Genomic DNA, 15,263 nt, shown 5'->3' with positions numbered 1-15,263 from the left:
CCTCTCACTTACTATATTAAGTAAGAAAGATAAACAGAGTAGTTCAGTTTTAAACAATGCCAGCTTAATTCCCCTACCAAAATTAAGGGGGTCACAAAGTATTCACTCACAATGACTTAGCTAGTCTGTAAGCCATGCTACCTATGAATATCGGGTGTTTCGCCTCACCTTATCTTAAATAACTAAACGTAGCAATTTCCCTTAAAAAATATTCCTTCTGGTTTTCATAGACGTGAAAGCAACCTGACGCCACAACAGATAGTTGCGCATAATTGGCCTGTAGCCCCGACAAAAGCAGGGATTTTATGTATAATTGCGGCCTTTTTCGGCAATCTGCCAACTTTTGGGCGCTTTTGCCCCTGCTGACTTTTGAGGAAATCCACATGTCATTACCACACTGCCCACAATGCAACTCCGAATACACTTACGAAGATAACGGCATGTTCATCTGCCCGGAATGCGCTCACGAATGGAACGACGCTGAACCCGCTCAGGACAGCGACGAACTGATCGTTAAAGATGCTAACGGCAACCTGCTCGCCGATGGCGACAGCGTTACTGTAGTAAAAGATCTGAAGGTAAAAGGTAGCTCTTCCATGCTGAAGATCGGTACCAAAGTGAAGAATATCCGCCTGGTTGAAGGCGACCACAACATCGATTGCAAAATTGATGGCTTTGGCCCAATGAAGCTGAAATCTGAGTTTGTGAAAAAGAACTGATTTAACTTGCCTGATGGCGCTACGCTTATCAGGCCTGCTCCAGCTTATTTGTCAGGCGGGAAACCCATACTTCCCGCCTGGTTTGTTTTTGCACACGACATCTACACTTAACTGGCTTCTTTTACCTGAGGTAAAAATTATGCCGTTAAGTCCCTATATCTCCTTTGCAGGCAACTGCGCTGACGCTATCGCCTACTATCAAAAAACGTTAGGCGCTGAGCTACTCTACAAAATCAACTTCGGTGAAATGCCCAAATCCGCGCAGGACTGCGAAGAAGGTTGCCCTTCAGGCATGAAATTCCCCGATACCGCCATTGCTCATGCCAACCTGCGCGTGGCAGGCAGCGACATCATGATGAGCGATAGCGTCGCCACCGGAAAAGCCCACTACTCCGGCTTCACGCTGGTTCTTGACACGCAAAATGTCGATGAAGGGAAGCGCTGGTTTGATAACCTGGCCGCAAAAGGACAAATCGAAATGGACTGGCAAGAGACCTTCTGGGCACATGGTTTCGGTAAAGTAACCGACCAATACGGCGTGCCGTGGATGATCAACGTCGTCAAGCAACAGCAACCCCCTACCGAGTGATGTAACGGGAGGCTCGTCCTCCCGGACTGTCATCAAATATCGCTCAACTCTTCATCGCCAAGTAACCTTCCTTTAACGAAAACGTCACATTAATCCGCCACGATGGGGCCACTTTTTTAGGGAGGCCGCATCATGCAAACGGTTATTCGCGTCGAGAAACTCTCCAAATCCTTCAATCAACATCAGGCGCTTAATGCAGTTGACCTGAATATCTGTGCCGGTGAGATGGTGGCTCTGCTTGGGCCATCTGGCTCCGGCAAATCCACCCTTTTACGTCATCTAAGCGGTTTGATTACGGGTGATAAATCACCGGGCAGTCACGTCGAGTTATTAGGCCGTACCGTTCAACATGAAGGCCGACTGGCACGTGACATCCGCAAAAGCCGTGCCCACACCGGCTACATCTTCCAGCAGTTCAATCTGGTGAACCGACTGAGCGTACTGGAGAACGTGCTGATTGGCGCGCTCGGCAGCACGCCATTCTGGCGCACCTGTTTTAGCTGGTTTACGCCAGAGCAGAAGCAACGCGCGTTACAGGCGCTGACCCGCGTGGGTATGGCGCACTTTGCTTATCAGCGCGTTTCCACGCTCTCCGGCGGGCAACAGCAGCGCGTCGCAATCGCCCGTGCACTGATGCAACAGGCAAAAGTGATCCTCGCCGATGAACCTATTGCCTCGCTGGACCCGGAATCGGCGCGCATCGTGATGGACACCCTGCGCGACATTAACCAGACCGACGGTATTACCGTGGTCGTCACGCTGCACCAGGTGGATTACGCCCTGCACTACTGCGAACGCATTGTCGCGCTGCGTCAGGGGAACGTCTTCTTTGATGGCAGCAGTCAGCACTTCGATAACGATCGTTTTGATCATCTCTACCGCAGCATGAACCGCGTCGAACAGAACGCGCAGGCTGCCTGACATCCCCACAATGAGGAATGGAAATGAGCTATAAGACAGTTGCCGCGCTGGCTTTCACCAGCATGTTTAGTCTCAGCACACTGCTCACCCCGGCCCATGCCGAAGAGCAAGAAAAAGCGCTGAACTTTGGCATTATTTCGACTGAATCACAGCAAAACCTGAAGCCACAGTGGGAACCGTTCCTGAAAGATATGGAAAAATCACTGGGCGTAAAAGTGAACGCCTTCTTTGCGCCGGACTACGCCGGGATCATCCAGGGAATGCGCTTTAACAAAGTCGATATCGCCTGGTACGGCAACCTCTCAGCAATGGAAGCGGTGGATCGCGCCAACGGACAGGTGTTTGCCCAGACCGTCGCTGCCGATGGCTCTCCGGGGTACTGGAGCGTGTTGATCGTTAACAAGGACAGTCCGATCAACAACCTGAACGATCTGATCGCCAAACGTAAGGATCTGACCTTCGGCAACGGCGATCCTAACTCCACTTCAGGCTACCTCGTCCCTGGTTACTACGTCTTCGCCAAAAACAACATCTCCGCCACCGACTTCAAACGCACCGTCAATGCCGGACACGAAACCAACGCGCTGGCCGTCGCCAACAAACAGGTGGATGTGGCTACCAACAACACCGAAAACCTCGACAAGCTGAAAACCTCCGCACCGGACAAGCTGAAAGAGTTGAAGGTTATCTGGAAGTCACCGCTGATCCCAGGCGATCCGATCGTCTGGCGTAAGAACCTCTCTGAAACCACCAAGGACAAGGTGTACGACTTCTTCATGAACTACGGCAAAACGCCGGAGCAGAAAACCGTCCTGGAACGCCTGGGTTGGGCACCGTTCCGCGCCTCCAGCGATCTGCAACTGGTCCCGATTCGCCAACTCGCGCTGTTTAAAGAGATGCAGGGCGTGAAAGACAACAAAGGCCTGAATGCAGAAGAAAAAACCAGCAAAACCTCGGCGCTGAAAGCACAGCTTGATGATCTCGACCGTCTGACCGCCGCGCTGGGCGCCATGACCAGCGTCACCAAAGCAGTGCAGTAACCCTGATGCCCGGTGGCGCTTCGCTTACCGGGCCTACAGGACATCGTAGGCCGGATAAGGCGCAAGCGCCGCCATCCGGCAATAACCGACGCACGGAGCTAAATATGCAAACCATCACCGTCGCCCCGCCCAAGCGTAGCTGGTTCTCGCTGCTGAGCTGGGCCATTCTTCTCGCCGTGCTGGTGGTCTCGTGGAAAGGCGCCGAAATGGCCCCGCTCACGCTGATCCAGGATTCCGGCAATATGGCAACCTTCGCTGCCGACTTCTTCCCACCTGACTTCAGCCAGTGGCAGGACTATCTCGGTGAAATGGCCGTCACGCTACAAATCGCCGTCTGGGGTACCGCCCTCGCCGTGGTGTTGTCGATTCCGTTCGGTTTGATGTGCGCCGATAACCTCGTGCCGTGGTGGATTTACCAGCCGATGCGTCGCCTGATGGATGCCTGTCGCGCCATCAACGAAATGGTCTTCGCCATGTTGTTTGTCGTCGCCGTTGGTTTGGGTCCGTTCGCCGGGGTAATGGCGTTGTTTATCCACACCACCGGGGTGCTCTCCAAGCTGCTTTCCGAAGCGGTAGAGGCCATTGAACCCGGTCCGGTAGAAGGTATTCGCGCCACCGGAGCCAACAAGATTGAAGAGATTCTTTACGGCGTTCTGCCACAGGTCATGCCGCTGCTCATCTCCTACTCGCTGTATCGCTTTGAGTCCAACGTTCGTTCGGCCACGGTGGTCGGGATGGTGGGAGCCGGTGGTATCGGCGTGACCTTATGGGAAGCGATTCGCGGCTTCCAGTTCCAGCAAACCTGCGCCCTGATGGTGTTAATCATCGTCACCGTCAGTCTGCTGGATTTCCTCTCCCAGCGTTTGCGTAAGCACTTTATCTGACTAGCGAGGCATTGATTGCTATGCACTTGTCTACACATCCGACCAGTTATCCAACGCGTTATCAGGAAATTGCCGCGAGACTTGAGCAGGAGCTTCGTCAACATTATCGCTGCGGTGATTACCTGCCCGCCGAGCATCAACTGGCCGCGCGTTACGAGGTAAACCGCCACACCCTGCGCCGCGCCATTGACCAGTTGGTTGAGCGCGGTTGGGTTCAACGTCGTCAGGGCGTGGGCGTACTGGTGCTGATGCGCCCGTTCGACTACCCGTTGAATGCCCAGGCGCGCTTCAGCCAGAACCTACTGGACCAGGGCAGCCACCCCACCAGCGAAAAACTGCTGGCGGTACTGCGTCCGGCTTCCAGCCACATTGCTGATGCGCTGAGTATTAACGAGGGCGATAACGTCATCCACCTGCGCACCCTGCGACGGGTCAACGGCATCGCCCTGTGCCAAATCGACCACTATTTTTCCGACCTCACTCTCTGGCCGCTATTACAAGGCTTTAACCACGGCTCACTGCACGACTACCTGCGCGAACAGTCGGGCCTGACGCTCCTGCGCACGCAAACGCGTATCAGCGCCCGCCGCGCACAGGCCAAAGAGAGCAAGGTGCTGGAAATCCCCAACATGGCGCCGCTGCTGTGCGTGCGCACCCTGAACCACCGTGAAGGCGAAGAACAGGCCGCGGAATATTCCGTCAGCCTGACCCGCGCCGACATGATCGAATTCACCATGGAGCACTGAATGCATTTCGATACCGCCACTCGCCAGCGTTGGATGCGCGCGCTGGCTTACAGCAAGGCCGATGCCCTGAATGCGCGTATCAAGGCGCTCAAACTGACGCCGGACTATGAGCTTATCCGCGCCCCGGAAAGCGGACTGATGCAGATCCAGGCCCGCATGGGCGGCACCGGTAATCGCTTCTTTGCGGGCGACACCACGCTCACCCGCGCGGTTATTCGCCTGAAGAGCGGCACGCTGGGCTACAGCTACCTGCTGGGTCGCAATAAACAACACGCCGAGCAGTGCGCGGTAATTGACGCATTGCTGCAGGAACAGACGCATTTCCAGAACCTAATGGAAACCTTAATTGCCCCGCTGGAAGCGGAACGCGACGCGTTGATCAGCGCACGCCGTGCCGAAGTCAACGCCAGCCGGGTCGACTTCTTCACGCTGGTACGCGGAGATAACGCATGACCTTACAAACCGCCTTTAATTTACCTGTTCAGGATGCCCAACAGAGCTTTCGTCGTCTGCTGAAGGCCATGAGCGAGCCGGGTGTAATCGTCGCCCTGCATCAACTGAAACACGGCTGGCAGCCGCTGGGTCTGGCCACCACCAGCGTGCTGCTGACGCTGGTCGATGGCGACACGCCTGTCTGGCTGGCACCCTCGATAGATAACGATATCGCCCGGCAGAACCTGCGTTTTCACACCAACGCGCCGCTGGTGGACCAGCCGCAACAGGCCGCCTTTGCTGTCGCCGACGAACGCATCAGCAGCGAACAGCTGAATGCCCTCTCCGCGGGTTCTGCTGTGGCACCAGAGACCAGTGCCACATTGATTGTACAGGTTGCAGGCTTAAGCGGCGGACGCATGCTGCGTCTGACCGGAGCGGGCATTGCCGAAGAACGCATGATCGCGCCACAGCTACCGGAATGTCTGATTCACGAACTTACCGAGCGCCCACATCCGTTCCCGCTGGGGGTCGATCTGATCCTTACCTGCGGTGAACGACTGCTGGCTATTCCGCGAACCACCCATGTGGAGGTGTGCTGATGTATGTCGCCGTCAAAGGGGGCGAAAAGGCGATAGACAACGCCCATGCCCTGCAGGAAAGTCGACGCCGGGGCGATGAGAGCATTGCTGAACTGAGCGTGGCGCAAATCGAACAACAGATGAACCTGGCCGTCGACCGGGTGATGACCGAAGGCGGCATTGCCGACCGCGAGCTGGCGGCACTGGCGCTAAAACAGGCCAGCGGCGATAACGTCGAAGCCATCTTTCTGCTACGCGCCTATCGCACCACACTGCCAAAGCAGACGGTTAGCGAACCGATTAACAGCGCAGAAATGCGCCTTGAGCGCCGAATTTCTGCGGTCTATAAGGACATTCCCGGCGGACAGCTGTTAGGCCCCACCTACGATTACACCCATCGCCTGCTGGATTTTACCCTGCTGGCCAATGGTGAAACGCCACCGCTGCGCAGCGCAGAAAATACGCAGGACGCCTCTCCGCACGTCTTTTCTCTGCTGGCAAATCAAGGACTGGCAAAACGTGAAGAGGATAGCGGCACGACGCCTGACGATATCACCCGCACCCCCCCCGTTTATCCCTGCTCACGCGCTTCGCGACTGCAACAGCTGATGCGCGGTGACGAAGGCTACCTGCTGGCACTGGCCTACTCCACCCAGCGTGGCTACGGGCGCAACCATCCGTTCGCCGCGGAGATCCGCAGCGGTTATGTGGCTCTGGAAACCGTGCCGGAAGAGCTGGGGTTTGCGGTGAACGTCGGCGAACTTCTAATGACTGAATGTGAAATGGTTAACGGCTTTGTCGCGCCAGAAAACGAATCCCCCCATTTTACCCGCGGTTACGGGCTGGTGTTCGGCATGAGCGAACGTAAAGCGATGGCGATGGCACTGGTTGACCGCGCCCTACAGGCAGCCGAATACGATGAAACGGTCACGGGACCGGCGCAGGACGAAGAGTTCGTACTGGCGCATGCGGATAACGTCGAGGCGGCGGGTTTTGTTTCGCACCTCAAGCTCCCCCATTACGTCGATTTCCAGGCAGAACTGGAACTGCTTAAACGCCTGCAACAGGAGGCCGACCGTGACCACTAACCTCTCCGGCTACAACTTTGCTTATCTTGATGAGCAGACCAAACGCATGATCCGTCGCGCAATTTTGAAAGCGGTGGCCATCCCCGGTTATCAGGTGCCGTTTGGCGGACGCGAAATGCCAATGCCGTACGGCTGGGGTACGGGCGGCATTCAGCTTACCGCCAGTGTGATTGGCGAACCGGATGTACTGAAAGTGATTGACCAGGGGGCGGATGACACCACCAACGCCGTGTCGATCCGCAACTTCTTCAAGCGCGTAACCGGCGTTAACACCACCGAACGTACAGAAGACGCCACGCTAATTCAGACCCGCCACCGCATTCCGGAAACGCCGCTGGTGGAAGATCAGATAATCATCTTCCAGGTGCCAATCCCCGAGCCGCTGCGTTTTATTGAACCGCGCGAAACGGAAACCCGCACCATGCATGCACTGGAAGAGTACGGCATCATGCAGGTAAAACTGTATGAAGATATCGCCCGCTTCGGCCATATCGCCACCACCTACGCCTATCCAGTGAAGGTTAACAGCCGCTACGTGATGGACCCGTCGCCCATCCCGAAATTCGACAACCCGAAGATGGACATGATGCCTGCCCTGCAATTGTTCGGTGCAGGCCGCGAAAAACGTATCTATGCCGTACCACCGTATACACGGGTGGAAAGCCTCGATTTCGACGATCACCCGTTTACCGTGCAGAGCTGGGATGAACCTTGCGCCATCTGCGGATCAACCCATAGCTATCTCGACGAAGTGGTGCTCGATGACAGCGGCAAACGCATGTTTGTCTGCTCCGACACCGACTACTGCCGCCAACAGAGCGAGGCCCTCAGCCAATGACGCAACCGCTGCTTTCAGTCAACAACCTGACCCATCTCTACGCGCCGGGCAAAGGCTTCAGCGATGTCTCTTTTGACCTGTGGCCTGGCGAAGTGCTGGGCATCGTTGGGGAATCCGGTTCCGGTAAAACTACGCTGCTGAAATCTATCTCTTCACGGCTGACGCCACAAAACGGTGAGATTTTGTATCAGAACCGTTCGCTGTACGGCATGAACGAAGCCGACCGTCGCCGCCTGCTGCGCACGGAATGGGGCGTAGTGCACCAGCATCCGATGGACGGCCTGCGCCGCCAGGTTTCCGCTGGCGGTAATATTGGTGAACGCCTGATGGCCACCGGGGCTCGCCACTACGGCGACATCCGTACCACCGCCCAGCGCTGGCTGGAAGAGGTGGAAATCCCCGCCTCACGTATCGACGACCTGCCGACCACCTTCTCCGGCGGCATGCAGCAGCGTTTACAGATCGCCCGCAACCTCGTCACCCATCCCAAACTGGTGTTTATGGACGAACCGACCGGCGGCCTGGACGTCTCGGTACAGGCCAAGCTGCTCGACCTGCTGCGTGGCCTGGTGGTGGAACTGGATCTGGCAGTGGTGATTGTCACCCATGATTTGGGCGTGGCACGTCTGCTGGCAGACCGTTTGCTGGTGATGAAGCAGGGCCAGGTGGTGGAAAGTGGGTTAACCGATCGCGTGCTCGACGATCCGCATCATCCGTATACCCAATTGCTGGTGTCGTCGGTGTTGCAGAACTGATTTTTTGTTGTGCCGGATGGCGGCTACGCCTTATCCGGCCTACGGAGCGGCATCGCTTGTGCCGGATGGCGGCTGCGCCTTATCCGGCCTACGGAGCGGCATCGCTTGTGCCGGATGGCGGCTGCGCCTTATCCGGCCTACGGAGCGGCATTGGTTGTAGGCCTGATAAGCGCAGCGCCATCAGGCAATCGAACGCACAAATGTTTAAAGAGGCTAAAAATGAACGCGATCCGCGTTGAAAATGTCAGTAAAACCTTCGTGCTCCACCAGCAAAACGGCGTGCGTCTGCCGGTGCTGCAAAACGCGACTCTGGACGTTAAAAACGGCGAATGCGTCGTGCTGCACGGCCATTCCGGCAGCGGTAAATCGACGCTGCTACGTTCGCTGTATGCCAACTACCTGCCAGATGAAGGGCATATCCATATTCGCCATAGCGGCGAATGGGTGGATCTGGTGCAGGCTCCGGCCCGTAAAGTGCTGGAGGTCCGTCGTTCAACTATCGGCTGGGTAAGTCAGTTCCTGCGCGTGATCCCTCGAATTTCCGCGCTGGATGTGGTGATGCAGCCACTGCTGGATCTGGGCGTATCTCGTGAGGAATGTGCCGCCAAAGCCGCAAGCCTGCTCACCCGCCTGAATGTTCCTGAGCGCTTATGGCATCTCGCGCCATCAACCTTTTCCGGCGGCGAACAGCAGCGCGTCAACATCGCCCGTGGGTTTATTGTCGATTACCCCATTCTGCTGCTCGATGAGCCTACCGCCTCGCTGGACGCCAAAAACAGCGCCGCCGTGGTGGCGCTGATTGAAGAAGCAAAAGCCCGCGGCGCGGCAATTGTCGGCATTTTTCACGATCAAACCGTGCGTGACCGCGTCGCGGATCGTCTGCACCTGATGGGAACAACAGCATGATTATCAACAACGTAAAGCTGGTGCTGGAAGATGAAGTGGTGCAAGGATCGCTGGAGATTGAAGGCGGGGTTATTCGCACTTTTGCCGAAAGCCAGAGCAGCTTGCCTGAAGCGCTGGACGGTGAAGGCGGCTGGCTGCTGCCGGGGCTTATTGAACTGCATACCGATAACCTCGACAAGTTCTTTACCCCACGCCCAAAAGTAGACTGGCCTGCCCACTCAGCGATGAGCAGCCACGATGCTTTAATGGTTGCCAGCGGTATTACCACCGTGCTGGACGCGGTGGCGATTGGCGATGTGCGCGACGGCGGCGACCGTCTGGAAAATCTGGAGAAGATGATTAATGCGGTGGAAGAGACGCAGAAGCGCGGTGTCAACCGTGCCGAACATCGTCTGCATCTGCGCTGCGAGCTGCCGCACCACACCACCCTGCCGCTGTTTGAAAAGCTGGTTGGTCGTGAGCCGGTGACGCTGGTGTCGCTGATGGATCACTCACCGGGCCAGCGTCAGTTCGCCAACCGTGAAAAGTACCGCGAGTACTATCAGGGCAAGTATTCGCTGACCGACGAGCAGATGGCCCGCTATGAAGAAGAGCAACTCGCCCTGGCGGCACGCTGGTCACAACCCAACCGCACCGCCATCGCACAGATGTGTCGTGAACGGCAGATTGCACTGGCGAGCCACGATGACGCCACCCACGATCATGTGCTGGAATCGCATCAACTTGGCAGCGTGATTGCCGAATTTCCCACGACGTTCGAAGCCGCCGAAGCCTCGCGCCAGCATGGCATGAACGTGCTGATGGGCGCGCCGAATATCGTGCGCGGCGGTTCGCACTCCGGCAACGTAGCGGCCCATAAGCTGGCCGAACTGGGGCTACTGGATATCCTCTCTTCCGATTACTACCCCGCCAGTCTGCTCGACGCAGCGTTTCGTGTCGCGGATGACGATACCAACCGTTTTACGCTGCCACAGGCTATTCGTCTGGTTACCCGTAATCCAGCGCGGGCGTTGAATCTTGACGACCGTGGCGTGGTTGCCGAAGGAAAACGTGCAGACCTGGTGCTGGCACACCGCAAAGGCGGCAACATCCATATCGACCACGTCTGGCGTCAGGGCAAAAGGGTATTCTGACTATGGGTAAACTGATCTGGCTGATGGGGCCATCCGGCTCCGGAAAGGACAGTCTGCTGGCGGAACTCCGCCTACAGGAACCGGCACAATTGCTGGTGGCACATCGTTACATCACCCGGGCGGCCAATGCCGGGAATGAAAACCACATCGCCCTCAGTGAACAAGAGTTTTTTACCCGTGCCGGGCAAAACCTGCTGGCGCTAAGCTGGCATGCCAACGGTTTGTACTACGGCGTCGGCGTGGAGATTGATCTCTGGCTGCATGCCGGTTTTGATGTGGTGGTCAACGGTTCACGCGCCCATCTGCCGCAGGCGCAATCACGCTATGGCACGGCTTTAATGCCTATCTGCTTACAGGTTTCTCCGACGATTTTACGCCAACGTCTGCAGGCACGCGGACGGGAAAGTGAAACGGAAATCGCTGCCCGCCTTGAACGCGCAGCCCGCTACGCGCCTTACGACTGCCACGTCCTCAATAACGATGGAAGTTTGCTACAGTCAGTCGATACACTGCTCACCCTGATGGGACGCAAGGAGAAGAAACATGTCTGTCTGTGAATTACGCCGCGCTACGCTGTACGACACCGATGCGGTTTACGCGCTGGTCTGCGAACTGAAGCAGGGTAAATTCGATCACCAGGCCTTTAGCACCGGGTATATAGCAAATCTGCAAGACCCCAATATGCACTACCAACTGGCGCTGCTTGACGGACAGGTCATCGGATTAATCGGTCTGCATTTGCAGTTTCATCTGCACCACGCTAACTGGATTGGTGAGATTCAGGAACTGGTGGTGATGCCACAGGCTCGGGGGTTGAAGGTAGGCAGCCAGTTGCTGGCCTGGGCCGAAGCCACCGCGCGCGAAGCGGGGGCGGAAATGACCGAGCTTTCCACCAGCACGCAGCGCCTTGATGCGCATCGTTTTTACCGCCGCGAAGGCTATACGCAAAGCCATTTTCGCTTTACCAAGCCGTTGTAAGGGGATGCGATGAGTCTGACCATTACGCTTACAGGAACCGGCGGCGCACAGTTGGTACCGGCTTTTGGCTGCAACTGTGCCGCTTGCCAACGAGCACGTTTACAGGCGCAATACCGCCGACGCCCCTGCAGTGGCGTGGTCAAATTCAACGACGCGGTGACGCTTCTGGATGCAGGGCTCCCCCATCTGATGGACGACTGGCCAGCAGGCAGTTTCCAGCAGTTCCTGCTCACTCACTATCATATGGATCATGTACAGGGACTGTTTCCGCTGCGTTGGGGGGTGGGGAAAACGATCCCGGTGTACGGCCCACCGGATGAACAGGGCTGCGACGATCTGTTTAAGCACCCCGGTATTCTGGATTTTAGCCAGACCGTCGCACCGTTTGTGGTGTTCGATTTACAGGGATTGCAGGTGACCCCTTTACCGCTCAACCACTCGAAGCTGACGTTTGGCTATCTGCTGGAAACCGCGCACAGCCGCGTGGCGTGGCTCTCCGATACCGCCGGGCTTCCCGACAAGACGCTGAAGTTTCTGCACAATAACCAGCCGCAAGTGATTATCATTGACTGCAGTCACGCCCCACGCGCCGAGCCGCCACGCAATCACAACGATGTAAATACCGTCATCGCCCTAAACGAGGTTATCCGCTGCCCACGGGTGATCCTGACGCACATCAGCCATCAGTTCGACCTGTGGATGATGGAAAATCCACTACCGGCAGGGTTTGAAGCCGGGTATGACGGAATGGAGATTGTGCTGGAGTAAGGAAATTTGCCGGATGCGATGAAAACATCTTATCCGGCCTACAAACAGATGGTTAAGCGGTTCCAGGTATTCATATTGCAGGATATCACCCACAGTCGTTGGTTTTCTGGATGCCTGTTTCATATCGTTACAGCTAACGATCGTAGTCCTCTTCCATTCTGCGTTCGTCGTCTTCTAACTGACGCCGTTCTTGATCGAGCTGGCGCTGACGGTCATCCAGTTGGCGACGGCGGTCTTCGAACTGGCGACGACGATTGTCGTACTGCCTACGGCGATCGTCACTCATCTGACGCTGCCAGCCATCATCACGTGAGTCGTCATAATCCCGATTGTTATCCGGATTATAAGCATCGCTGACGGCGCGTTGAATATTGCCAATGGCGTCATCAATAATGTCTGCATGCGCCGAAATCGTCGTCAACATCAACAAACTGAATAAAAAGAGCGTCGGGGAGCGTTTCATAAAACCAGCCTCATAAAGAAACTGGCTCCACGGTAATCAAAGTGCTTTGACGCGAGTAGCGGAGGAATCTCAATTACGTGCGCGTCGCAGCGCCTGGGCCAGTTCCCCTCGAGTAAACGGTTTACGCAATAGCGCCACATCCGGCAGTGCCGGATTATGCGCCGGGCGTAAATCCTGGCCGCTAATCAGCAGAATATTCAGTTGGGGATAATGCTTCAGGGCATGATTGACCACATCCGCACCACTCAATCCGCCTGGCAACATTAAGTCACTGACAAGAATATCAATCTCTGCTGAAGCCGCCAGCATATGCATTGCCTGTTCACCGTTAGCGGCTTCGAGCGTCAGGTAGCCCAAAAGGTGTAACTGTTCGCACAACGTCTGACGCACATCGGCCTCATCTTCAAGCACCAGAACCAGCTTCTCACCGCGGGTCGCAGGATGCTCTGCTATCGGTTCGACCGGAACTTGCACTGGCACAACGGCACGAGGAAGCTGTAATCTGACGGTGGTTCCCTGCCCCGGCGCGCTTTCGATCTCTACGCGACCGCCAGATTGACGCACAAAGCCGTACACCATCGACAGCCCCAGCCCACTCCCACTACCGGTTTGTTTGGTCGTGAAGAACGGTTCGAAGACCTGTGCCTTAATTTCCTGTGACATGCCACTGCCCTGGTCAGCCACTTCCAGCATCACCATGTCCTGCTTGCGGCCATCGCTACGCGTAACGCGCTGATTCCATGAACGGATCTTAATTATACCGGCCTGCCCATCCATCGCATCACGGGCGTTCATCACCAGATTGATAATGGCGTTTTCCAACTGGCTGACGTCAATCCACGCCGGCCAGGCGGGGGATTGGGCCTCGATTTCCAGGGTCAATGTGGCAGGTAGCGAATGACGCATCAACTCTCCCAGGTTTTCCAGCAGCGTTTTCAGCTCTACCGCGTGCGGATGCAAAGACTGTTTGCGTGAAAAGGCCAGCAGCCGCTGGGTCAGCAGCGCCCCACGTTCAGCCGCTTTTAGCGCCCGATGAATCCGCGGCGCATCGGGCGAATCCGGATTCACCAGATCCAGACTGCCGATAATCACCGCCAGCAAGTTATTGAAATCATGCGCCAGCCCCCCCGTCAGTTGCCCTACCGCTTTCAGCTTTTGGCTGTGAAGCAGCGCTTCTTCCAGCCCCTGGCGCTCGGTGCGGTCGATTTCCATCTGGCTGGTTTTTTCTTTTAGCAAGCGGGTGGTGTGCTCCAGCGACGCCGTATTACGGGCGAATACACTAAAGGCACGCGCCAGTTCGCCCAGCTCATCGCGGCGTTGTAGAGCCGGGACGCTGACGTCCGATTCACCGTGCGCCAGTCGGGTCATCGCTCGCGAAATGGCGGTCAGGTTGGAGCCAAGATTGCGGTAGATATACCAGCCAGCAAAACCGGTGATCACCACCGCCAGCAGCGCAAAGACCAGAATAAACAACGCGCCGGATTGCAGCTCCTGGTGGCTTTGCGCCACCCGCTGTTCGGAGATTAACGCCACCTGCGAAGCATACTGGTTGATATCACTGTTGAGGATCGCGACCAGCGCTTTGATATGAAACATATACCAGTTGATCGCCAGATCGCTTTGTTCCAGGGCGGCAGAAAGCGGCTCCAGCTTATGCAGTTCCTGATTGAAATCATTGAGAATACGGCTAATCAGCAGGTTACTGGCTTGCAGAGGCAGCGCAGGCATCACGCCGTCCAGTTGTTTGACCACCGATCGCGGCGTAGGTGTTTCAATGGCGGCCATAATTAAGCGATCCATTTGATCCAGCAGCGCGTCATCCTGTGCGTCAGTCAACTTTTGCAGATGGCGTAAGTAGCTTTGATTCTGATACAGCGAACTGAGTAGCGCGTTACGCTCCAGATGCCGCCGCTGTCCGCGCTGCAACATACCTTCCACACTGCTTTGCAGCTCATTGCTGCGTTGAATAATACGCTCAACCAACCCCGGCTCCTGCTGTGCCAGCGGCGCAGCGGCCAGTTGTTCCAGCGACTGCTTCAGCGCCCGCTGGGTCTCCTGTAGACGTTCCGCTTCGCCTTTGTATTCCAGCGCCCCCACTACCTGAGATAGCCGCACCGCCGCCGTTGCTACATTTGCCGTATCGCGCGCCAGATTCATGCTGCCGGTCATGTCATCAACCGTTTGTTGCTGCACCTGCTCCTGAATCTGACTGGCATGCTGAAAACCCAGCACCGCTACGCCGCTGACCATCAACGTGACCGCCACCACCAGCAGGTTGAAAAACAGTAATCGCCCGCGCGCGCTGGCGAAAAAGTGACGTCCCGGTTGCGGCATATCACGCTCCATGAAGAAAAATCGCAATATGACAAATATGAACGGCTTCTGACATTTTGCATTTACATTCCTGTGATGGACTGCTGAT

18 protein-coding genes and 1 pseudogene are annotated in these 15,263 nt (G+C 56.3%); 16 read left to right on the top strand and 3 right to left on the bottom strand.

The features are described from left to right. Positions 1-383 precede the first annotated feature (383 nt). From NNO02_RS15435 to phnP, 16 genes are all read left to right on the top strand, one after another. Positions 384-719, top strand: a complete 336-nt coding sequence (locus tag NNO02_RS15435; protein WP_003031835.1) for a zinc ribbon domain-containing protein YjdM — start codon at positions 384-386, stop codon at positions 717-719. A 139-nt stretch (positions 720-858) separates the two neighbouring features. Beyond that, the gene (gene yjdN, locus NNO02_RS15430) at positions 859-1,308 is read left to right on the top strand and encodes a VOC family metalloprotein YjdN (RefSeq protein ID WP_271455194.1); all 450 of its coding nucleotides are present in this window, start codon (positions 859-861) and stop codon (positions 1,306-1,308) included. 132 nt (positions 1,309-1,440) lie between these two features. Next, positions 1,441-2,229: a phosphonate ABC transporter ATP-binding protein gene (phnC, locus tag NNO02_RS15425; protein WP_271455193.1), complete on the top strand. Its 789-nt coding sequence runs from the start codon at positions 1,441-1,443 to the stop codon at positions 2,227-2,229. Between the two features lie 23 nt (positions 2,230-2,252). Then, entirely contained in the window at positions 2,253-3,269 is a 1,017-nt protein-coding gene (phnD, locus tag NNO02_RS15420) for a phosphonate ABC transporter substrate-binding protein (protein ID WP_271455192.1), read from the top strand. Between the two features lie 104 nt (positions 3,270-3,373). Next, positions 3,374-4,153, top strand: a complete 780-nt coding sequence (gene phnE, locus NNO02_RS15415; RefSeq protein ID WP_016155398.1) for a phosphonate ABC transporter, permease protein PhnE — start codon at positions 3,374-3,376, stop codon at positions 4,151-4,153. A 20-nt stretch (positions 4,154-4,173) separates the two neighbouring features. Further along, positions 4,174-4,899 (top strand): phosphonate metabolism transcriptional regulator PhnF, encoded by a 726-nt coding sequence (gene phnF, locus NNO02_RS15410; protein WP_271449273.1) that lies wholly within the window; start codon positions 4,174-4,176, stop codon positions 4,897-4,899. After that, a complete protein-coding gene (gene phnG, locus NNO02_RS15405) occupies positions 4,900-5,352 on the top strand; it encodes a phosphonate C-P lyase system protein PhnG (protein ID WP_271455191.1) in 453 nt (150 codons plus the stop codon). It begins immediately after the preceding gene. Continuing rightward, the gene (gene phnH, locus NNO02_RS15400) at positions 5,349-5,933 is read left to right on the top strand and encodes a phosphonate C-P lyase system protein PhnH (protein ID WP_271440947.1); all 585 of its coding nucleotides are present in this window, start codon (positions 5,349-5,351) and stop codon (positions 5,931-5,933) included. The genes phnG and phnH overlap by 4 nt, the downstream gene beginning before the upstream one ends. Then, positions 5,933-7,000, top strand: coding sequence for a carbon-phosphorus lyase complex subunit PhnI (locus tag NNO02_RS15395; protein ID WP_271455190.1), 1,068 nt, complete (start codon positions 5,933-5,935; stop codon positions 6,998-7,000). Before phnH ends, NNO02_RS15395 begins: the two co-directional genes overlap by 1 nt. A 46-nt stretch (positions 7,001-7,046) precedes the next feature. Continuing rightward, positions 7,047-7,838 (top strand): alpha-D-ribose 1-methylphosphonate 5-phosphate C-P-lyase PhnJ, encoded by a 792-nt coding sequence (phnJ, locus tag NNO02_RS15390; RefSeq protein ID WP_271440983.1) that lies wholly within the window; start codon positions 7,047-7,049, stop codon positions 7,836-7,838. Further along, on the top strand, positions 7,835-8,593 hold the full coding sequence (phnK, locus tag NNO02_RS15385; protein WP_271449276.1) for a phosphonate C-P lyase system protein PhnK: 759 nt from the start codon (positions 7,835-7,837) through the stop codon (positions 8,591-8,593). Before phnJ ends, phnK begins: the two co-directional genes overlap by 4 nt. Positions 8,594-8,812: 219 nt before the next feature. Then, a complete protein-coding gene (gene phnL / locus NNO02_RS15380; protein WP_271440950.1) occupies positions 8,813-9,499 on the top strand; it encodes a phosphonate C-P lyase system protein PhnL in 687 nt (228 codons plus the stop codon). Continuing rightward, positions 9,496-10,632: an alpha-D-ribose 1-methylphosphonate 5-triphosphate diphosphatase gene (gene phnM, locus NNO02_RS15375; protein ID WP_271455189.1), complete on the top strand. Its 1,137-nt coding sequence runs from the start codon at positions 9,496-9,498 to the stop codon at positions 10,630-10,632. Before phnL ends, phnM begins: the two co-directional genes overlap by 4 nt. A gap of 2 nt (positions 10,633-10,634) precedes the next feature. Beyond that, the gene (phnN, locus tag NNO02_RS15370) at positions 10,635-11,189 is read left to right on the top strand and encodes a ribose 1,5-bisphosphokinase (RefSeq protein ID WP_271455188.1); all 555 of its coding nucleotides are present in this window, start codon (positions 10,635-10,637) and stop codon (positions 11,187-11,189) included. Then, positions 11,176-11,610: an aminoalkylphosphonate N-acetyltransferase gene (gene phnO / locus NNO02_RS15365; RefSeq protein ID WP_137382893.1), complete on the top strand. Its 435-nt coding sequence runs from the start codon at positions 11,176-11,178 to the stop codon at positions 11,608-11,610. The genes phnN and phnO overlap by 14 nt, the downstream gene beginning before the upstream one ends. Positions 11,611-11,619: 9 nt before the next feature. Then, the gene (gene phnP, locus NNO02_RS15360) at positions 11,620-12,378 is read left to right on the top strand and encodes a phosphonate metabolism protein PhnP (RefSeq protein WP_271455187.1); all 759 of its coding nucleotides are present in this window, start codon (positions 11,620-11,622) and stop codon (positions 12,376-12,378) included. Positions 12,379-12,429: 51 nt separating this feature from the next. On the opposite strand, the pseudogene NNO02_RS15355 reads toward phnP, so the two are convergent. From NNO02_RS15355 to NNO02_RS15345, 3 genes and pseudogenes are all read right to left on the bottom strand, one after another. Then, a pseudogene (locus tag NNO02_RS15355) lies at positions 12,430-12,501 on the bottom strand (HigA family addiction module antitoxin); the annotation flags it as partial. Between the two features lie 10 nt (positions 12,502-12,511). Beyond that, positions 12,512-12,841 carry a DDRRRQL repeat protein YjdP gene (gene yjdP / locus NNO02_RS15350; RefSeq protein ID WP_271455186.1) on the bottom strand — a complete coding sequence of 110 codons (330 nt, stop codon included), beginning with the start codon at positions 12,839-12,841 and terminating at the stop codon, positions 12,512-12,514. 69 nt (positions 12,842-12,910) lie between these two features. Beyond that, the gene (locus tag NNO02_RS15345) at positions 12,911-15,175 is read right to left on the bottom strand and encodes a hybrid sensor histidine kinase/response regulator (protein ID WP_271440955.1); all 2,265 of its coding nucleotides are present in this window, start codon (positions 15,173-15,175) and stop codon (positions 12,911-12,913) included. Positions 15,176-15,263: the final 88 nt, after the last annotated feature.

The sequence above is a fragment of the Citrobacter sp. Awk 2 genome (assembly GCF_028069815.1).
Classification (GTDB): Bacteria; Pseudomonadota; Gammaproteobacteria; order Enterobacterales; family Enterobacteriaceae; genus Citrobacter.
Note: the sequence above shows the minus strand (reverse complement) of the source record. Positions and strands in the feature narration are given on the sequence as shown.